The organism is Neobacillus sp. C211 (genome assembly GCF_051842875.1).
GTDB lineage: Bacteria > Bacillota > Bacilli > Bacillales > Cytobacillaceae > Neobacillus.
Map to the genome: position 1 here is coordinate 92,373 of NZ_JBPXRO010000010.1, position 18,923 is coordinate 111,295.

The 18,923-nt window shown below is 38.3% G+C and carries 19 protein-coding genes; 4 read left to right on the forward strand and 15 right to left on the reverse strand.

Annotation, left to right across the window (positions count from 1 at the left end; all coding sequences use genetic code 11):
* Positions 1-198 precede the first annotated feature (198 nt).
* From cstA to ACSU6B_RS11585, 5 genes are all read right to left on the reverse strand, one after another.
* Positions 199-1,992 (reverse strand): carbon starvation protein CstA, encoded by a 1,794-nt coding sequence (gene cstA, locus ACSU6B_RS11565; protein ID WP_215002899.1) that lies wholly within the window; start codon positions 1,990-1,992, stop codon positions 199-201.
* A 141-nt stretch (positions 1,993-2,133) separates the two neighbouring features.
* The gene (locus tag ACSU6B_RS11570; protein ID WP_410885441.1) at positions 2,134-2,880 is read right to left on the reverse strand and encodes a LytR/AlgR family response regulator transcription factor; all 747 of its coding nucleotides are present in this window, start codon (positions 2,878-2,880) and stop codon (positions 2,134-2,136) included.
* Complete coding sequence (locus tag ACSU6B_RS11575; RefSeq protein ID WP_410885322.1) at positions 2,855-4,633, reverse strand: LytS/YhcK type 5TM receptor domain-containing protein; 1,779 nt, start codon at positions 4,631-4,633, stop codon at positions 2,855-2,857. Before ACSU6B_RS11575 ends, ACSU6B_RS11570 begins: the two co-directional genes overlap by 26 nt.
* Positions 4,634-4,720: 87 nt before the next feature.
* The gene (locus ACSU6B_RS11580) at positions 4,721-5,992 is read right to left on the reverse strand and encodes an ATP-binding protein (protein ID WP_410885324.1); all 1,272 of its coding nucleotides are present in this window, start codon (positions 5,990-5,992) and stop codon (positions 4,721-4,723) included.
* A 153-nt stretch (positions 5,993-6,145) separates the two neighbouring features.
* Complete coding sequence (locus ACSU6B_RS11585; RefSeq protein WP_410885326.1) at positions 6,146-6,598, reverse strand: hypothetical protein; 453 nt, start codon at positions 6,596-6,598, stop codon at positions 6,146-6,148.
* A gap of 97 nt (positions 6,599-6,695) precedes the next feature.
* On the opposite strand from ACSU6B_RS11585, the gene ACSU6B_RS11590 reads away from it, so the two are divergent.
* Genes ACSU6B_RS11590 through ACSU6B_RS11600 form a run of 3 tightly spaced genes read left to right on the forward strand, consistent with a single transcriptional unit; the run spans position 6,696 to position 8,628 of the window.
* Positions 6,696-7,007 (forward strand): hypothetical protein, encoded by a 312-nt coding sequence (locus ACSU6B_RS11590; protein ID WP_088085754.1) that lies wholly within the window; start codon positions 6,696-6,698, stop codon positions 7,005-7,007.
* A gap of 2 nt (positions 7,008-7,009) precedes the next feature.
* Positions 7,010-8,245 (forward strand): glutathionylspermidine synthase family protein, encoded by a 1,236-nt coding sequence (locus tag ACSU6B_RS11595; RefSeq protein WP_410885328.1) that lies wholly within the window; start codon positions 7,010-7,012, stop codon positions 8,243-8,245.
* Positions 8,242-8,628 carry a DUF350 domain-containing protein gene (locus ACSU6B_RS11600; RefSeq protein WP_088085752.1) on the forward strand — a complete coding sequence of 129 codons (387 nt, stop codon included), beginning with the start codon at positions 8,242-8,244 and terminating at the stop codon, positions 8,626-8,628. Before ACSU6B_RS11595 ends, ACSU6B_RS11600 begins: the two co-directional genes overlap by 4 nt.
* 69 nt (positions 8,629-8,697) lie before the next feature.
* On the opposite strand, the gene ACSU6B_RS11605 is transcribed toward ACSU6B_RS11600, so the two are convergent.
* From ACSU6B_RS11605 to ACSU6B_RS11620, 4 genes are all read right to left on the reverse strand, one after another.
* Positions 8,698-9,726, reverse strand: a complete 1,029-nt coding sequence (locus ACSU6B_RS11605; RefSeq protein WP_410885331.1) for a potassium channel family protein — start codon at positions 9,724-9,726, stop codon at positions 8,698-8,700.
* 558 nt (positions 9,727-10,284) lie between these two features.
* Positions 10,285-11,034 carry a C39 family peptidase gene (locus ACSU6B_RS11610; RefSeq protein ID WP_410885333.1) on the reverse strand — a complete coding sequence of 250 codons (750 nt, stop codon included), beginning with the start codon at positions 11,032-11,034 and terminating at the stop codon, positions 10,285-10,287.
* Between the two features lie 180 nt (positions 11,035-11,214).
* Positions 11,215-11,661 carry a threonine/serine exporter family protein gene (locus ACSU6B_RS11615; RefSeq protein ID WP_410885335.1) on the reverse strand — a complete coding sequence of 149 codons (447 nt, stop codon included), beginning with the start codon at positions 11,659-11,661 and terminating at the stop codon, positions 11,215-11,217.
* Positions 11,662-11,678: 17 nt separating this feature from the next.
* Positions 11,679-12,440 carry a threonine/serine exporter family protein gene (locus ACSU6B_RS11620; RefSeq protein ID WP_215002881.1) on the reverse strand — a complete coding sequence of 254 codons (762 nt, stop codon included), beginning with the start codon at positions 12,438-12,440 and terminating at the stop codon, positions 11,679-11,681.
* A gap of 221 nt (positions 12,441-12,661) precedes the next feature.
* Here ACSU6B_RS11620 and ACSU6B_RS11625 point away from each other — a divergent pair, with 221 nt between their 5' ends.
* Entirely contained in the window at positions 12,662-13,390 is a 729-nt protein-coding gene (locus ACSU6B_RS11625; RefSeq protein WP_168242169.1) for a UTRA domain-containing protein, read from the forward strand.
* A gap of 43 nt (positions 13,391-13,433) precedes the next feature.
* Here ACSU6B_RS11625 and ACSU6B_RS11630 read toward each other — a convergent pair whose 3' ends face one another.
* From ACSU6B_RS11630 to ACSU6B_RS11655, 6 genes are all read right to left on the reverse strand, one after another.
* Positions 13,434-14,255 (reverse strand): PfkB family carbohydrate kinase, encoded by an 822-nt coding sequence (locus ACSU6B_RS11630; RefSeq protein ID WP_410885337.1) that lies wholly within the window; start codon positions 14,253-14,255, stop codon positions 13,434-13,436.
* 16 nt (positions 14,256-14,271) lie between these two features.
* Positions 14,272-15,165: a carbohydrate ABC transporter permease gene (locus ACSU6B_RS11635; RefSeq protein ID WP_410885339.1), complete on the reverse strand. Its 894-nt coding sequence runs from the start codon at positions 15,163-15,165 to the stop codon at positions 14,272-14,274.
* Positions 15,158-16,039, reverse strand: a complete 882-nt coding sequence (locus tag ACSU6B_RS11640) for a carbohydrate ABC transporter permease (RefSeq protein WP_215002875.1) — start codon at positions 16,037-16,039, stop codon at positions 15,158-15,160. The genes ACSU6B_RS11635 and ACSU6B_RS11640 overlap by 8 nt, the downstream gene beginning before the upstream one ends.
* Before the next feature lie 74 nt (positions 16,040-16,113).
* Positions 16,114-17,406 (reverse strand): ABC transporter substrate-binding protein, encoded by a 1,293-nt coding sequence (locus ACSU6B_RS11645; RefSeq protein ID WP_410885341.1) that lies wholly within the window; start codon positions 17,404-17,406, stop codon positions 16,114-16,116.
* 68 nt (positions 17,407-17,474) lie between these two features.
* Positions 17,475-18,464 (reverse strand): SIS domain-containing protein, encoded by a 990-nt coding sequence (locus ACSU6B_RS11650; protein ID WP_410885343.1) that lies wholly within the window; start codon positions 18,462-18,464, stop codon positions 17,475-17,477.
* Positions 18,465-18,665: 201 nt separating this feature from the next.
* Positions 18,666-18,896 (reverse strand): hypothetical protein, encoded by a 231-nt coding sequence (locus ACSU6B_RS11655; protein WP_410885345.1) that lies wholly within the window; start codon positions 18,894-18,896, stop codon positions 18,666-18,668.
* Positions 18,897-18,923 lie beyond the last annotated feature (27 nt).

Sequence of the window (18,923 nt, forward strand, 5' to 3'; positions counted from 1 at the left end):
TCCATGGAAATTAAAGCGATGGAAACGCCCCGCCTTAATATTCAATTAACTTGTAGAAACCTTTTATTCAAAGGTTTCTACTATTACGATATAATTATTATAATTTCCACTCTAACGAATAATCATTTCCTATATAACAAAAAAAAAAAAACAGATTCCTCGAAGAAATTGACTTCCGAGGTAATCTGTTTCGTTTTTTTAAGCTACATTTCTTTCAAGCTTAATCCGTGGTGAATTCCACATAGTAATCCATTTTCTAATAGCAGTCACCATAATAATCATACCAAGCGCTAACATAATGATGGATAAAACCCCATTTAAAACACTATAGCCTGCTGCTTCGGAATTTAGATAAACATTTTTCACCATCCAGTAGCCCGCATAGTTTACAGTTACAAAGAGATAAGCGAGCGGTACCAAGCATGTAAGCATATATCGACGTTTATCAGCAATGCTTAGTATTACTGTTGCACCGATAATTAGACCGATGGAAGCCATTAGTTGATTGGAAACACCAAACAGCGCCCAGACGGAGCCAATATCACCCGAGAAGAGTAGGTAACCCCACATAAAACATGCTAATGCACTAGCAAAAATAGAACCAGGAAGCCAATCTGTTTTCTTCAATGGCTTATAGAATTCACCGAAAAAGTCTTGGATTAAATAGCGAGCAACGCGTGTTCCAGAATCAATGGCTGTTAAAATAAATACAGCTTCGAACATAATAACAAACTGGAAGAAGTAAGATGATAATTTCGTAAACCATGGAATGGCTGTGAAGACATAGGTCATACCTACTGCTAATGTCACCGCACCACCGGTTCTACCTTCAAGATTAATGCCAATTTCATTGGCAAGTTTTGGCAGCTCCTGCACTTGCATGCCAAGTGTTTTAAAGACTTCAGGTGTGGAGTTAATCGCAAAATAGTCTGCAGGCTGAAGGGCTGTTGCCGCAATCAATGCCATGATTCCAACCACACATTCTACAAGCATGGCGCCAAAACCAACCACTTTAATATCAGACCAACGATCAAGCATTTTAGGAGTCGTACCTGAACCTACGAAAGCATGGAAACCGGAGATCGCTCCACAGGCAATCGTAATTGAGATAAATGGCCATACAGGACCACCTAATACCGGTCCACCACCAGATGTGAATTTTGTGAAAGCAGGCATCTCAATTGCGGGATTGATAATGAATACTCCGATGATAAGTGCAATAAATACGCCAATTTTCATAAAGCTGCTCAAGTAATCACGTGGTGCAAGCAAAAGCCATACTGGCAACGCTGCTGCAAAGAAAGCGTAAATTGGTAGTATAATAGCTAATGTTTTTGTATCTAATGTCAGCCAATCACCTAATACCGTATTTTGAATGGACGGACCAACAAACACTCCGACCATAACGAGAATAAAACCTATAGTAGATGTTAATTTCAAGTTGCCGGTTTTTTTATAAGCGATCCCAACAAACATCGCAATTGGAATCGTGATTCCCACTGAGAAGGTTCCCCATGGATTGTGTTCAAGTGCATGAAGAACAACCATTGAAAGACCTGCCATTGTGATGGTAATAATGAACAACATGGCAAGACCCGTACAAAAACCAGCAACAGGTCCAAGTTCATCCTTCGCTACTTCTGATAAGGACTTTCCTTTTTTTCGCATCGATGCAAAAAGAACCACCGCATCATGAACTGCCCCACCAATAACAGCCCCGATTAACAGCCAGAGTAGACCAGGCAAGTAACCAAATTGTGCTGCAAGGATTGGACCTACAAGAGGGCCTGCCGCAGCGATTGCTGCAAAGTGATGACCAAATGTTACCCATTTATTGGTTGGGACATAGTCCTTACCATCGTTTAATTCATGCGCCGGTGTCTGCTTTGAATCATCTAATTTTAAAACCTTTGCTGCCATGAATGTTCCGTATAAACGATAAGCAATCATTAAAATACAGATCGAACCAATTACAATTGAAACCGCATTCATATTATTCTAACCTCCTATATTCATACTTCACTTGTCTCTATCTTAGCGAAAGAAAACGCCAACATTGGGTTTTCAAGCTAAAATGCAAGGATTAGACGATGAAAAACAAGAATAATAGCATGAAATGCAAAAAACAGCTTCTTAAAAACCAAGAAGCTGTTTTAGCTCTTTTGTATAGGTTCTGCTTACTGGAACCTTTTCTCCATCCTTCATAATTAAGTTGTAGGTAGAATTAAACCAAGGCTCTATCTCAACAATGGCATCGACATTAACTAAATAAGCGCGGTGGACACGAATGATCGACGAATGTTGCAGCTTCCTTTCGAAAGTGATTAGCGTATCACTGACAGAGTACTTTGAGTTCCCTGTCGCAATGACTGTTTTCCCTTCATTTGTACCGATATAGAGTATGTCACTTATGTTTACGATTACAATTTTTTCATCAATTGTTATCGCAAGCTTTTCAGACCTCTCGTTAACAAAATTATTTTTCTGAATTGGAAAAGGAATAGCTTGTTTTTTATATTCGATAAGTTTATAAAGCTTCTCAATTGTTTGTAAGACTCTTTTTTCATCAAAAGGTTTTAAGATGTAATCAACGGCATTTAATTCAAAAGCCTTAAGGGCATATTCATCAAACGCTGTCGCAAATACAATGAATGGAGGGTGATCAAGTTTATTAACAAGAGCTGCAATTTCGATTCCACTTTCATCAGCGAGCTGAATATCTAAAAAAATAACATCAAGTTCTAGATTGCTTATTTTTTCAAATGAGCTTTCTACACTATCAGATTCCCCCACTATTTCAATCTGTTTACTTCGTTTAAGAAGATAGGTCAGCTCATCTCTAGCTAACGGCTCATCATCCACAATAAAAGCCTTTAACAACATTCTCACCCCACTTTTGTTGTGTTAACGGTAGTGTAATCGATACTTTCGTTCCTTTATTAAGGCTACTTTCAATTTGAAAAGAAGCATTTTGACCATAAATTTCTTCAATCCTTTTTTTTATATTCCAGAGCGCCGTTCCTGTCCCTCCAGATGAATCCACTGTTTGGTTTCCCAGTGTTCCAAGCAGCTCTGCTGAGATACCCTTTCCATCATCTTCAGTTAAAAGGACCATTTTCTCCCCTTCCTGGAAGGCACAGACTTTTACGGTTCCATGTTTCGCCTTTGGAAAAGCATAACGAATTGCATTTTCAACAAGCGGCTGCAATGTAAAAGGCGGAACTAGTACCCTTTCTAGCGGTGGTGAAATATCCAATTCAACATGATAACGGTTTGGAAAGCGTGCTTGCTCAATGGTTAGGTAAGCCTCAATATGTTCGAGTTCTTTTTCAAGCGGTATTAACATTTGCCTTGCTCCCTGTAGATTACTTCGGAAGAAGGTACTTAGTTTGATTAATAGACTCCTAGCTTTATCGGCATCTGTTCGAATAAGACTTGAAATCGTATTAATAGCATTGAATAAGAAATGTGGATGGACTTGGGCTTGCAAAGCCTTAATCTCCGCATCTTTTAATAATCTTCTTTGCATTTCCAGCTCCGCCATTTCTAATTGAACCGAAAATAAGTTGCTTAAACCTTCTGCCAACTCTTGTTCAACCCGGTCTAGTTTACTAGTATCAGTGAAATACAGCTTCAGTGTCCCCACTGTTTTTGCATGGACCTGTAAAGGTAATACAATGGCTGCTTTCAGAGGGCAGTTTGGGTTAAAACATTGAATTTCATGAACCGATTTTGCAATTGTGATCTTCCCTTGTTCCAGCACCTTTTTCGTTAATTCCGTCGCCATGTTTCCTGATGGAATATGATGGTCTGAACCTGTACCGACATGGGCAAGAACATGGGATTGATCTGTAATCGAAATGGCATCCGCATTGGTCCAATGGAGAATAATCTCCGCTGCTTTTGTACAAGATTCCACATTTAAACCTTGGCGAAAAAAAGGGAGAGTCTGGTTAGCGATGTATAAGGCTTTATGTGTTTGAAGTGCTCTCATCCGCTCCTGTTCTTGCAGAATTTCCTGGATTATCAATACAAAAAGAAGTGTCCCAAACCCATTAATCGCAATCATCGGGAAAGCAATTACCTCTACAAGATGCAGAGCCTCATTAAATGGTCTGGCTTGTAAAAGAATAATCCCCATCTGTGCACATTCCATTAATATCCCCATGACAACAGCCTTCCAAGGCGAATTCCCCTCTTGAATCTTAAAGCGCTTACTTAAGATTCCTGTGACAACTCCAGCCATAATCGTTGACAGGGCACAGGCAGCAGCTGTAAAACCACCTAGGGTCAATCGGTGTATACCGGCAATTAAACCGACCCCAATTCCAACAATGGGTCCGCCAAGTAAACCACCTATCGTTACACCCATAATTCTAGTATTAGCGATCGCACTTTCACTGTCCATATTTGTCAACCAGTCCTGGGAGGTAATTGTTCCATGTCCTATCTTTACTCCTGTATAATTACTAATAACTCCAAAAGCTCCGAAAATAACGATCATAAATATTTTTGCGGTAATACCGTGTTCGTTATGAATGATTTGACGGAATGATTTCATCCTTGAGAGAAGAAACGCTACAATGATAAGAATACCGACACGTTCAAGCATGAGAGGCAATAATTCGAGCATGGTATCTCACCTTTCGTCTTTACTTTTCCCTACTACTATACCAAAAAAATAAGCCAACCGTGTCCAAGGATCGGTGAGCCTTGTTTATTAAAAATTTACCAATGCTGTTTTTTGACTGCCAGGAAGGACCATCCTTACCTCCGTCCCAACTCCCGGCTTGCTCTTGTAAAAGACTTTTCCGTTCATTGTTTCAATAATTCGTAAGGAAACGGATGTACCAAGCCCTGTTCCCTCATCTTTAGTTGTATAAAACAAGGTTCCAATCCGTGATAATTGCTCTGGTGTCATTCCCTTACCAGTATCCATAATTAATATAGAAGCTTTATTATTATCGGAATTGTTATGTATTGTTACTTTCCCACCATCAGGGGTTGCTTCAATTGCATTTTTAATTAGGTTAACCAGCGCCTGTTTTAATTGGTTTCGATCAGTGACGAGTGTGAACCCGGTTGAGTCAAGTTCGCTTTCAAGCCGCACTCCTTGTTTGGCAGCCAGTGGCTCCAAAAGTATGACAACTTCTGCTAAGACTTCTTTTAACGGAAACTCTTCTATTTTTTCAAATTTCGGCTTTGCAAAATTTAAATAGTCATTAATAATCGACTCAGCCCTACCTAATTCGCTCAAAACAAGTGAAAGATATTGAAAATTTTTCCCCTTTTCTTCCTGCTGCATCAATTGAAGGAATCCCTTCGCCACAGTTAATGGATTTCGAACCTCATGAGCAATGGATGCCGCAATTTCCCCTAGCGTATTTAGCTTTTCGGCCCGCTGAATCTCTTTCTTCATTCGACTTCGTTCGATAATCCCCTCCACAAGCTTTGCCTCCAGGGCAATTGCCACTGTTTGAATGAGGGCAACAAGGAGGAGTTCAGGAATATTAAAATCTAGTTTTAAGAAATTCCCCTCAAAATAGCGAAACGTGGTAAGTGAAATATAACAAAGGAGCAGGGACCATCCACATAATAAAGTTGTGAGAACTAACCTTTTATTTGGGGTATAACTAAAAAACCTTTTGTTTATGAGGAACGGGACAAGAGCCGTTAAAAGAGTATTTACTAGGCCAAAAACAACCGTTTCGCCCCCCATTAAGATGCATGCACCAAGTAAGGTCGTTACAACCATCCCTCCCGCAACTGGACCTGCGTAAAGAAAGGCTAGTATAAGAGGAACATAGCGGAGGTCCCAATTAAATCCATAGTTCGAATAAGAAAAAATCATACAAGTAAGTGCAGCAATGCTTTGAAGCAAACCACATAAGATTGGATAATTAATTTTGCGCTTATTTTCAATTAGTATGCTTAAAAGTAGGACAGGTGCTAATGAAATTAATACATTCAAAAGAAGTTTTTCTGCAAGCATCGTTATTCCTCCAGGACAATACATCTATATCCCTAAAAATACGACAAAAATCGTCTTTTTCCTTTAAAAAATCACAGGTTTTTTCTTTTTAAGTGTACTTTCCTTCCGTATCCTATGAGTAAAATAGCACACGTTATTGTGTGCTATTCACATCTATCGAGTTTTCCCCGTGAAACTCCCATAATAAACATAACATTTTCGGTCTTCGTCAATTTCCCTTGAATCAAGGGCGAATTCTAGGAACCTTCCGTCTCTCTGAATGTAAATAATATCGGAGTGAAGGACAACCAATACTTCTTCATGATTCCAAACATCTTTTTTCTCGATCAGGACGGACCTGTTTCTCTGAAGCTCTCTAACTTCAAAACCAATATGGGAATACTGTTCTTCAGTTATGTCGTCATAGGATGGCTTTTCTTTTTTCACGTAAAGGACAGCCGTCCCGTCTGGATCTTTGGCTGTGGCCGTTACCACATACGTTTCGGATTCTTTGACGAAGTATTCACATGTCATTCTTGCTACTGCCTCACTAACTGTTAAATCTAAATAGCTCCAAAGGGCAGGAAACCTTTGATATTCATCATCCAATCGATATTCCAACCTCAAATTTCATCCCTCATTCATTTTTTCTTTCATTTTACCATTGTTTTCCTTAGGTTTACTTTTATAATTAAAATATAAATTCAATAAGGAGCGTGAAACGGTGAAGAAAACCCAATGGTTAGTGACTGGTGTTATCACCTCCCTCATAGCCGGAACACTTTCTGCCTGTTCAGACGACCGCCCTCCAAAGCCCGATGACAGCCGGTGCCGGGACTGGGACTGGGATGATGACCAAGGGGTATGGCAATGTGATGATACCCACTCGTCTCATTATGGTCATTTTTTTTACGGGGGAAGCTATTATCGAAATAAATCATCACTCTTGAAATCCTCCTCTTACAAGTCATACAAATCCTCTTCAAGCTTTAAAGGAGGATTCGGCAGTGGTTCAAAGGGTGGATTTGGAGGTTAGAAATGTCGAATTATTCAACGAATCGAAAGGTGTTTTATTCGCAATTCCCAACCTTTTGGTCAGATTTATACGAGAGCGAATATAGTCTTTACCAAGTTTATTCGATAACGGAACATACATCCTGCCTTTTAAAAGAAGCAACAGAACGCATGGGTCACATTTTTTTCAAGACCGCCCGCTTGTTACGGAGTCTTACTGATGAACAACTCCTTGAACTTGGTTATCCACCTGTAAGTCTTCCATTTTTAAGGTTGAAAAGCTTCTCCCCAGAAACCATTATCGCTCGGTTCGATTTTGTGTTGACCGCGGATGGATTCAAATTAATTGAATTCAATAGTGATACACCGACTTTTATTGTGGAATGTTTTCATATGAACGGAATGGTTTGTTCAGAGTTTGGTTACTTGGACCCAAATGATGGAGGAGAACGCCTGCTTTCTTCCGGTATTACACGCGCAGTAGTCGAAGCATCAAAAGGAAAAAGGAAGGCTAACATTGTGTTCACAGCCCACTCTGATCATATCGAAGACTGGAATACCATTAAATATTTAAGTAAGTTATGTCAGGTTAAAAATCGGATCGTTCCATTGTCCACTCTCCGGATTACAGACGGTACTCTTGTCGATGATGAGGGTATACCTATTGATGTGTTGTACCGCCAAACCTATCCTCTTGAACATTTGGTTGACGATCAGGATCCTATAACAGGTGACCCGGTTGGAATCGAATTATTGCAACTAGTCAAAGAAGGCCAACTCTCAATTTTAAATCCTGTCTCAGCCTTTTTGTTGCAGCCGAAATCCATTCAATGTTTAATTTGGGGATTAGCAGAACAGGGAGCATTTTATACAAAAGAAGAGCAACGATGGATTATGAAATATATGCTGCCTACCTATCTTGAAGCAGATGCATTTAAGGGACAGCTTGACTATGTTCAAAAACCATCCTTCGGCAGAGAAGGAGATACGGTGACAATTTGGGATCAACACTCCAATATTACCGCTCAAAATTCCTTTCAAACCTATAAAGAGGAAGTTTCGGTCTTTCAACAGTACGTCCCTCTCCCTACTGTTTCATTGGAAACAGAAAAGGGAATCGAGGTACTTTCATTAGTATTCGGATCTTTTCTCATTGCCGGAAAGGCCGGAGGTATCGGCATTCGGGCAGGTGGAAAAATCACTGGCAACGAATCTTATTTCTTACCAGTGGGTATAAAAAACAAGGGGGAATGGAAATGACGAATTTCTTATTATATTTAGCAGTTTCACTTGGTCTTTTATTCGTAGGACTGTTTCTTATGGAAGTAACAACAAAGGTCAAAGAGTTTTCCTTAATGGCAAAAGGAAATAAGGCAGCAAGCTATGTCCTTGGGGGAAGGCTTCTAGGTCTTGCCATTGTTTTGTATTCTACTGCTGCCAATTCTATTTCTCTTACGGATATGGCCATATGGGGTGCCATCGGAATTGTGGCTCAAATTGTGGTTTTTTACCTGGCTGAATGGCTTACACCTCGTTTTAACGTCAGTCAAAGCATCGAGGAAGATAACCAGGCAGTCGGCCTTTTTCTAATGCTGCTGTCGGTTTCCATCGGTATCGTCATTGCTGGGTGTTTAACTTATTAAAAAAAGCGCAGGCGCTTTGCACAGGGGCTGGAGCTAGATTGAAAAAAACGCATCTCGAGATGCGTTTTTTTATAGTGATTTATATGTATTTTTATCGCATATCACAAACAATCGAGCCTCTTTCGATAGAGGTTCATTCCACTTTTTCAATATATTTAAATCACTCCGATCCGCAATGAGCTGGGCCCCTTTTTGCTTTAGGTGCTCGTACGCATCTCCATATGTTTTCCAGTCGGATTTAACCTCAACTTCCCATAAATCACTGCCCCCGTCTCCATCCTTTCGGCTTAATAACTGAGTAAAAAGATAACTTGCCCCTTTTGTCTGCGCCGATTTTGCCATCAGGTTGGACACCGATTCATGCGAAAGGATAAATTCATCAATTTTGACATGTTTAAAATTGCCGACATGCTTTTCATTTAGAATTTCTGCAATTGTATAAATATTTTTTTCCGTACCTTCATCATAGCGCTCGATGGAGGATGCGGTTATAAGCGTTTTACCATCTGCTAAATCTGGGTTGTCGATCCCATCTGGGGCAAAGAGCAAAACTGCTTTTGATCTTTCAATTTTTGCCCTTTTCAATGTTTCTTCATCTGTGGGGCTCCCCTGGATATATAAAAACCGCTCATGTTCATATGGTGTCTTCTCTAATTCATCAATTAGTACGATTTCTGTTTTTTCATTTCCAATAAACAGCTCTTTTATCGTGTTTTTGCTTTTGGCAGTCCAGCCGATAATAACGTAATGATCTTCTCCTTTAAAAGTCATTCTTCCTTCCTCCTTCATCCGTTTGTATCGTGAGACAGCATCGACGATCACTCCTATAACTGTACCAAAAAGCCCGATACCTGCTGTATAGACGATTACCATCGCCCAAACTCTCCCCAACAGTGTCGTCGGATACACGTCCCCGTAGCCAACCGTGGTCATCGTGGTAAGAATCCACCAAATAGCATGGAAAGTATTTTCAAATGTTTTAGGCTCTAATATTCTCATAACCTCAGCGTTTATAAAAATATAAAATGTCGTAAATAACAGCACCGTACGATACCGATACTTAGCTGCCGTTAGAAACAACCTTCGAAAAAGTATCATGGATAAACCTCCATTCTCTCACTCCCGTTATAAGAGTTTATAGAATTATATTTCTGTTATCTCTTTGGTTATTCCTTTAAAGAAAGTAGTTTTATTATTATTGTTGACAAATCGAATCCAGTCCTGTAATATTAGTATTTGTGCTTCACATTTAATTGTAACTTGTAATAGATAAGATAACGCAAAGTAAGAATTTTTCTGGCATTCTGCTTATGTTTTAAAATTAAAACTTATTCACACTGGATCGGCTTCGGAGCCGTTAGGATGTAAGAGAGGTAGGGCTTACGTCGTTTAGGTATAAAACCTACAGGTGGAAAAATAACCGCGGCAAACTTGTTTTTATAAACAATGATTATTATATAAGTTTTTACCTTGCGATTGCTAACAAGAAGTACAACCAATCACAAGTTACGATACGTATTCATTAAATGAATAAAACTAAGAAGGCAGAGGGATATTTCATTCCTCTGCCTTCGCCCATTTTAGAACATATTTACTAATTTTACTTCCAAAAAGTCCAAAACAAAAGGCCTGAATCGGTATCAGGCCTTTTTCATTTTATTTTTCGATAACAATCGCTTGTTTACCCATCTGCTCCCAAGCTTTAATAAAACTGGAGCGATTTAATTTCTGATTCTTTTCACCGTATGGATTGTTAATATAAATATAATTTTCATCGTAACCTGTAATCGCTACACTATGTTCACTAAAGGTAATTTTGATTTGTCCTTGCGGGGTATTCCACGTTTGAAAAACAGAAACGGGAGCAAAGCTGGACGTGGTAATGACCCAAACTGGAAGTCCTTGACCTACTTTTTCTAATACATCATCAAACGAATGATTTGTTAAATTAACTGCTTTATCACCGACATATTTTTGGGCGAGTTCAAATACGGGACCATTATAAACTCCTAGTCCTGGTCCATGTGCCATATCGCCGACAAATCCGGCATTCGGATTACCCCTTTTACCGTTACTATAGTTTAACGGAACTGTTTTAATCTTTTCTGCTAACTCATTTTTAGTCACTTTTACACCGTGATAATTAAGAATCATCGCAAGGCTTGTAACCTCACAGCCGTTGTAAAGTATGGGTTGGTCCATTTGATTTATTAATGGTACATCTAGGATGATACTATCTGGAATACTCGGTGCCTCTTTTGCGAGAAGTGCCACTATCCGGGTTTTTAATGGAGCGGCTTCGATGACTTGTATCGCTTCTTGACGATCAAACTTTACAGCTAAAATCGTTTTAGCACTAATAAATAATAGTAAGACAACTAGAATTGCAATTAGTATTTTTTTCATATATGAATGTACCATTCCTTGTAATAGACTTTGCTGAATGACAATTGGTAATAGTAATATACTACTATATTACCTTACTAAAAAACAATAAAGGAAAGAATATTCCAATTAATGATAATCTTTAAAGCTTAAGTTTTCCTTAAAAAATTCCCTTTAGTAGTTTGCACTAAAGGGAATAGGTTAAATTCGTACCTTATTACGGTTAATTTTTCGAATTACTTGATTGATTACTTCTGAAAAAACTAAGCCAAAGGCGATGGATCCTGCCAGCATGAGGACTTTTGCCGCCAATGCTATCGCTGAACTATAATCGTTCTCAACAAAATTCCGCATCGCATCATAGGCCAGACCTCCAGGCACAAGCGGAATAATTCCAGCTACACTAAAAATAATCACTGGCGTTTTATAGAACTTTGCTAATTGTTGACTGATGACAGCAATAAAAATGGTCGCAGCTAATGTTGCTAAAATGGCGTTATTTGAGTAGTCTTCTAGCAGGAAATAAATTAACCAGCCACCCATTCCTATCAGTCCGCACTTCACTAAGGATTCTTTCGGTGCATTAAATAGAATTCCAAAGGCACCTGTTGCAATTAAGCTTGTTAGTGCCTGAGCAAGAACAGCCACAATAAATACACCTCACTTCACATAAAAGATAATACGACCGCAATCCCTGTCCCAATCGCAAAGGCAGTTAGAAAAGCTTCCGCACCCTTTGATAACCCCGATACTAAGTGTCCCGCCATTAAATCTCTAATCGCATTGGTCACTAAGAGTCCAGGAACTAATGTCATCACCGAGCCAATAATAATTTTATCTAATTGCTGACCGACTCCAATTTTCACAAATAAAAATGAAAGCAATCCAATTACGAACGATGCTAAAAACTCCGAGAAAAACTTGATTGGGACAAAGCGATGAAAATATACAAAGCTTAGATAACCCATTCCGCCTGAAATCATCGCTGGAATAAAATCATTCCAGCCTCCCTCAAACATAATCATAAAACAACCGCTGGCGAGTGACGCTGCGGCCACTTGGACCCTAAAGGGAAACGTTAAATTAAGGGAGTCAATTTCCTTTAGATCTTCCAAAGCTTCTTTTAGATTGACCTCTCCACCTGTAATTTTCCTTGAAATGCTATTCACCATAGAGACTTTTTTCAAGTCTGTTGACCGCTCCGATATTCTAATAAGCTTGGTCTTAGTTGGCTCTGTTCCTTCTGCTGAAAAAATAATTCCTGTTGGAGTTACGTAGCTATGAGTACTTTCTATACCAAAGGCTGCGGCAATACGCATCATCGTATCTTCTACCCGATAGGTCTCCCCGCCGCTTTGAAGCATGATTTTCCCCGCTAATAAGCAGACCTCCATAACTTCATATGTTTGTTCTACTGGTTTTTCCATTTATCTCACCACACACAATTCTTCATTTTTACTTAGTTTAAATTAAAACAAACGTTTAATCAAAGTTGACTTGCAGTTTGCAAGATTTCCTGTTAACGGAATAGGAAAAAAACCAATATTTTATAAATATGATAAATGTTATCAATCATTTCTATACAACATATGTAAACTTATTATAAAATATTATATAATGACCTATTGTATCGAAAGGAATTTTGTCGATGAAATTAAACAATTCAATTTCAACACCTTTATATGACCAATTAAAACAAATACTGAAGGAGGCCATTGATCAAGGAGTTTATAAATCGGGGGAAAGACTTCCGAATGAAACGGAATTATGTGAGTTATATGGCGTTAGCCGCATAACTGTAAGAAGAGCGATTCAGGATTTAGCAGATGAGGGTTTTTTAGAGCGAAAGCAAGGGAAAGGAACTTTTGTAACGCGAACCAAAATTGCCCGAGAATTGGTTTCTATTGATGGATTCTCAGATTTTAGTAAACAAATTGGCAAGAATCCTTCTAAGCGTATTCTTGCCTGTGAAGAAATGAAAGCTACTCCGGAAATTGCCGAAGCACTTCAAATCGCCATTGATTCACCTGTCTTAAAGTTGGTCCGGATCATGTCAATCGATCAACAGCCTTTTACACTAGATATCGCCCATTACTCGTTAGAACGCTTTCCTGATTTGACTGCACGATTCACAGAACATGCATCAACCTATGAAGTTTTGAAAAACATTTACCACATCAATATTAATTCTGGAAAAAGCAAAAAAATAATTACAGTTACTCCTGCTTCAAAATTTGAAGCGGAACATTTGGACTGCGAAATTGGTGAAACACTTTTTAATATTGATAAAACCGTTTACGATGAAACAGGAGTTCCAATTCATATTTCAAATTTCAAAACACAAACCCAATTGATTGCCCTTACCATAACAACTTAAAAGTAAAAGGAATGAATGGGTATCCATTTCATTCCTTTTGTTTTTAGAAAGTTAATTGTCTGCCAAACCCAAATGCACCGTTCACTTCACATGTTCTTGCAGCAATCTGTGCCGCTGCTTTCAAAGATTCCTCTATGGTAAACCCATTAAAGTGGTTGGTTAAAAAACCAGCAATGAAAGAATCCCCTGCACCTAAGGTATCAATCACTTTTGCTTCTTCAATTCCCTGTTTGTATCGTTTGTTATGATGAGACATAATTACGCCCTTAGAACCTCTAGTGATAATGATAAACGGCGTTCCAAGTCCATGTATTTTAAGGAAGAGCTCTTCTAGTTCAACTTCTGTAAAATCACTTCCTGAAATAAACGCAAACTGGATATGAGGGCAAACCTTTTCTAATAATTCTGTTGTAAAATGATTAGAGAAATCATAGGAAACGGGTAAATGTTGTTTAAGCAATGGCAATTCTTCCTCTAAATGACTATATATACTGGTATGTACCACATCAAACGCTTTGATGTATTCATAGTCATCGACTGATAAATTAAGCTTTAGTTTAGCCTGAACACCGCCTTTATTTGATTTAATAAAGATTCGGTCCCCTTCCACATTTAGATCAACATAAGCCTTTCCACTTTCCCCAACCGCTCTTCGAACATGACTAGTATCTATTAAGTTCTTGTTTAAAGAATCTAGAATATGATCCCCTTCTACATCCGTTCCAACAATACCTATAAATGCCGCTGACTCCGCACCACTTTGTTTAGCTAAAACAGCAACATTTAAAGCATTTCCACCTGGAAACATTTCATTACGATCCTGGTAAATATCAACAACATTATCGCCTATTCCAATAATTTCCATATTTCCCCACTCCTTCTTATCCTTTAACACTACCTGATGATAAACCTCTAATAAAATACTTCTGCATAAACATAAATAAGAGAATGATCGGCAGGGCTGAAATCATTAAGCCAGCCATCAGAACTCCCCAATTGGTTTGAAGGGCATCCCGAAATTGCATCAATCCAGCAGGGATGGTTTTTAGTGCATCAGAATCAACAAAGATTAACGCAAACATAAACTCGTTCCAAGTAAAATATGCTGTTAACACAACCGCAGTTAGTAATATCGGTTTATTTAAAGGTACAAAGATTTTTGTAAAAATGGTCCATGTATTACATCCGTCCAAAAAGGCAGACTCCTCTAATTCTTTCGGTACCTCTAGAAAAGCAGCTCTGATCAGAAGGATGGTGATTGGAATTCGGTAAGCAACATAGGGAAAGATCATTGCAAAATACGTATCATGAATTCCTAATAATTGGATGAGCTTGTATAGCGGGACTAAACTAACTTGTGGGGAGAGCATCATTCCTCCCATACAGAAAACTAATAGGATATTCTTCCCTTTAAATTCAAACCTAGATAAACTGTAGGCTCCGAGTGCACTTATTAATACTGTTAGGAAGCAGGTAGTCGCTGTAACAATTAAACTATTAACAAAATATCCAGAAATCCCTGTGTTCCATGCCTCTGTATAATTGGAAAACAGCCATTCTTTTGGTAAAGCCCAGCTGCTGGAGAAAATCTCTGGAGTGGACTTAAATGAGTTAATTACCATCCAAAAAAGCGGATAAGCAATCACTACAAAATACAAGATCAGGATTGTAAAAATTGGCAGACTTTTAACAACATTCTTTTGCTTCCTATTTTTCTTTGTGATTGGGATCGAATGATGGTAGTCCATTACTTTGCTTGTCTCCACTCTAAACATCCTTTCCTGTTTTAAATAGTTTCAGCTGAACCAAGGAAACAATTAAGGTAATGATTAAAATCACAGTGGCAACTGCCGAAGCATAACCCATTTGGTCTTTACCGAAAGCTGAATGGTAGAGTAATGTTCCTAAAACCTCACTAGAATTACCAGGTCCGCCGCCTGTCAAAATATACGGTTCATTAAAGACGGTAAATGCACCGGTTAAGGTAATAAGAGTCGTAACGAAGAACATCTCTTTTACTTGTGGAACGGTGATTGAAAAGAATTTACGAATTTTCCCTGCCCCATCAATCTCTGCTGCCTCATACAATTCTTGGGGGATATTTTGAATCGCGATAATAAATAACATCATAATGTAACCAATACTTTGCCACTGTGACACCGCAATAACAGCGAAGATAGCGGTTTCAGATTCTCCTAGCCAAGCCCTAGTTAAATTCTCAAGTCCTAACATATTTAATAGCCCATTTAAAATTCCGATATCCGGGTTATAAACAAATGTAAACAGTAAAGCGATGACAGTCATCGAGATGACAACTGGAAGGAAAAATACGGTACGGAACAATCCACTAATGAATCGTGTTAGCGGATCTTCAAGTATAGCCGCTAGAATAAGTCCGCCAAATACCTGAAAAATAATCGAGATCACTGCATACCAGAGATTATTTTTTAAAGCTATATAAAAAACTTCATCTTTAAAAAGATTAAGAAAATTTTCAAAGCCAACAAATGTTTTTTCTACCGAAAAAGCAGAGAAATCATAGAAACTATAAAAAAAGTTTTCAACAATTGGATAGTAAACAAAAAGGGCCATAAAGATTAAGCAAGGTGCAATATATAGGTATGGTAACCACTTGTTTGTATTTTGCATAATAACTCCCCTTTTTTTAACAGGCGTATCTTTGGAAAAAAGGTGGTCAACTTGCAACCACCTTTTCTGGCTTCCTATTTTTTTGCAGACGCCTTAACTTCTTTTGCTGCTGCTCTGACATCCTTCATTACATCTTCTGGACTTTTCTTGCCGTCCAACATTAGCTGTGTTCCATTTAAATAAGCATCAACTATTTTAATATCAACAGCTGTATCAAACCATAAGTACGTTTGTTCAGCATTAACAATTAAATTGATAGCATCCTGTTGAAGCTTGGAAGCATTCTCATCAGTTGTTGTTCCTTTAACCGCACTATATTCACTTACTTCTTTTAACTGCTCTGTACCTTTTTCCTTCGAAGTTAAGAATTTGACAAATTCCATTGCTTCCTTCGGATGTTTTGTTTTCGAAGAAATCATGATTCCTTCAGGTGCTGCTGTGATGGAGTTGGCATTTCCTTCTCCACCTTCCACACCTGGTACGTTAAACACACCTAAATCCTCTTTTAAAGATGGTTCAATAAGCCCGATTTCTGCAAGCTGGAAGAAGCCGATCGCTGCTTTTCCACTGTTAAATAACTCCCGTGAATATTCATGGTCTACAGAATTAACTCCTTTATTGAAGTACGGCTTCAGTTCCATGAATTTCTCTAATGCTTTCACATAACCTGGATGCGAGTAATCACCTTCAGGATTTTTGGGATCATAATCTTTATCAAGAACATCCTGTGGCACCATCAATTGATTCAATGTTCCTATATAGTGGGAAATCGTCCACGGTGCTTTACTTCCAAATGTAATTGGCGTAAGTCCTGCGGCCTTTACCTTTTTAGAGACATCAATTAGTTCGGACCAAGTGGTTGGAACTTCAAGATTTAAATCCTTGAAAATTTTCTTATTGTAAAAGAAGGCCTTGCCGTCAGTTGACCACGGAATCCCATAAATCTTACCATCTAAAGTGAAGGCATTGAACTGGGAGGCAATGATTTGATCTGACCACGCTTTATCTTCATTTACATAATTAGTTAAATCAAGCGATTGTCCCTGACGTGCAAAGTTATAGGCAAACTCTCCGCTCCAAGAAAAGTAAACATCTGGAGGGGTGCTTGATCCTAAGACAACACGAATTTTTTCTTTATAAGAATCGTTCAAGACGGCTTCCGTTTTAATTTTAATATTGGGATGGGCCTTCTCAAACTCTTTTACTGCCTTTTCAAAATATTGCTTTTTAGGTTGATTCGGCCAGCGGTGGAAGAATTTAAGTTCAACCACATCTTTTCCATTTGTTGAACTAGAGCTCTTAGAACAGCCAGCAAAAAACGATAGAAAAAGGATAGAAATAATACTTAAAATTAATAACTTCTTCATTAAGCTTCCCCTCCAGAAAGGAATACATATCTATGATTATTGCAGTATATTTGTTATTTCATCTTGGTTTAGTATTCCACTGTCCACATATATCTTCTTTTTGATAGCGGATGATTTCGTGCTTCTGCTAACTGATCCGCATATTTTCTTAATACGTAATTTAAAACTAATGGGGCAATGTATCCTTGTACTTCCTCTGCAACCCCAGTGAAATCAAAGTCTTTTGCATCAAGGACAACCAACTTCTTGCCATAACGCTTAGAGAATTCTAATGCTCTTTCTTCTAAATGTCTTGTTTCGTCCAAGCCTAGCAGGATAATAAAAGGTGTTTCTTCATCAATAATTTCAAATGGCCCGTGGAAGTATTCTCCGGCGTGAATGGCGTGTGAGTGAACCCATTGCATTTCCATGAGGATACAAATTGCATAAGAGTAGGCAACACCATAATTTGCTCCGCTTGCCATTGTATAAATAATTTTTTCATCTTTATACTGTTGACCAAAAGCCTCTGCCTTTGTTTGGTATAGTGCAGCAGCTTTTTCGTAAACATTTTGTAAGTTCTCAAGACTTTCTTCTACTAAACTAGCTTTTTCGTTATTTTCAACAACTTTTAGTACACCAAACACTAGTTGATATAGTACTGAATAATTGGTTGTGAAAGCGCTTGCTTTTTCGCCCCATTGATACTTCAGCACGACATCTGAAGCTAGCGCTAATGGTGACGCTTCCACATTTGTTAAAGAAACAGTTAACGCACCTTTTGCTCTAGCAAATTTTGCTGCTTCTACTGTTTCAGGTGTTGTTCCTGAGTGCGAGCACAAAATAACCAGGGAATTACTTCCAAGTTTTGCATGATTGCGATGGATAAATTCATTTGCACTAAAAAGATGGGCATCAAGAACCTTTGCTTCACGGTCAATTACATACTTGCTTGGATACATAATGGCAGATGATCCTCCGCATGCTACAAAGAAAACATTGGAAATATTTCTTTTTTCTACCTCTGCTAATGCTTGTTGCACTTGATTTTTCACGTCAATTACTAATTCAGTCGTCATTTTGTTGCCTCCCTGATAAAATATTTTAGTGAATGAACACTAGTAAATTCTTTTAAACAATATACAACTTTATATAACGTTATATGTTGTTATATATAAATTACTATACTTTTAAACTCTAGTCAATTGAATTTTCAGAAAAATGAAACGACATTTCTCGACAAAAAGCAGCCAGGGGTCTTCCCTGGCTGCTTTTTCTTGTTACTCCCCTATATTGTTTTCAAACCATTCTTGGAGCTCTTTCAATGAGTTAAACGTAAAAATCTCCTCGCCATTTTGCCCATTATCAAACCCAGTGTTACCTCTTAAGGTAATTTGCCCTTCATTCTCAGAAATTAAGATAGCATAGGGATGATTAACATTTATATACCTTGAATCTAAATCGGTATCTACCCAATTCTTACTTCTCAGAAATGCTTCATAATGTTCCATTAAGATCCCTCCTATCTCTAAATATTG

Bases quoted from the DNA above. Each gene is read 5' to 3' on its own strand.
- cstA (WP_215002899.1), bottom strand. From the start codon at position 1,992: ATGAATGCGGTTTCAATTGTAATTGGTTCGATCTGTATTTTAATGATT.
- ACSU6B_RS11575 (WP_410885322.1), bottom strand. From the start codon at position 4,633: ATGCTCGAATTATTGCCTCTCATGCTTGAACGTGTCGGTATTCTTATC.
- ACSU6B_RS11580 (WP_410885324.1), bottom strand. From the start codon at position 5,992: ATGCTTGCAGAAAAACTTCTTTTGAATGTATTAATTTCATTAGCACCT.
- ACSU6B_RS11595 (WP_410885328.1), top strand. From the start codon at position 7,010: ATGTCGAATTATTCAACGAATCGAAAGGTGTTTTATTCGCAATTCCCA.
- ACSU6B_RS11600 (WP_088085752.1), top strand. From the start codon at position 8,242: ATGACGAATTTCTTATTATATTTAGCAGTTTCACTTGGTCTTTTATTC.
- ACSU6B_RS11605 (WP_410885331.1), bottom strand. From the start codon at position 9,726: ATGATACTTTTTCGAAGGTTGTTTCTAACGGCAGCTAAGTATCGGTAT.
- ACSU6B_RS11610 (WP_410885333.1), bottom strand. From the start codon at position 11,034: ATGAAAAAAATACTAATTGCAATTCTAGTTGTCTTACTATTATTTATT.
- ACSU6B_RS11620 (WP_215002881.1), bottom strand. From the start codon at position 12,440: ATGGAAAAACCAGTAGAACAAACATATGAAGTTATGGAGGTCTGCTTA.
- ACSU6B_RS11625 (WP_168242169.1), top strand. From the start codon at position 12,662: ATGAAATTAAACAATTCAATTTCAACACCTTTATATGACCAATTAAAA.
- ACSU6B_RS11630 (WP_410885337.1), bottom strand. From the start codon at position 14,255: ATGGAAATTATTGGAATAGGCGATAATGTTGTTGATATTTACCAGGAT.
- ACSU6B_RS11635 (WP_410885339.1), bottom strand. From the start codon at position 15,165: ATGTTTAGAGTGGAGACAAGCAAAGTAATGGACTACCATCATTCGATC.
- ACSU6B_RS11640 (WP_215002875.1), bottom strand. From the start codon at position 16,039: ATGCAAAATACAAACAAGTGGTTACCATACCTATATATTGCACCTTGC.
- ACSU6B_RS11645 (WP_410885341.1), bottom strand. From the start codon at position 17,406: ATGAAGAAGTTATTAATTTTAAGTATTATTTCTATCCTTTTTCTATCG.
- ACSU6B_RS11650 (WP_410885343.1), bottom strand. From the start codon at position 18,464: ATGACGACTGAATTAGTAATTGACGTGAAAAATCAAGTGCAACAAGCA.
- ACSU6B_RS11655 (WP_410885345.1), bottom strand. From the start codon at position 18,896: ATGGAACATTATGAAGCATTTCTGAGAAGTAAGAATTGGGTAGATACC.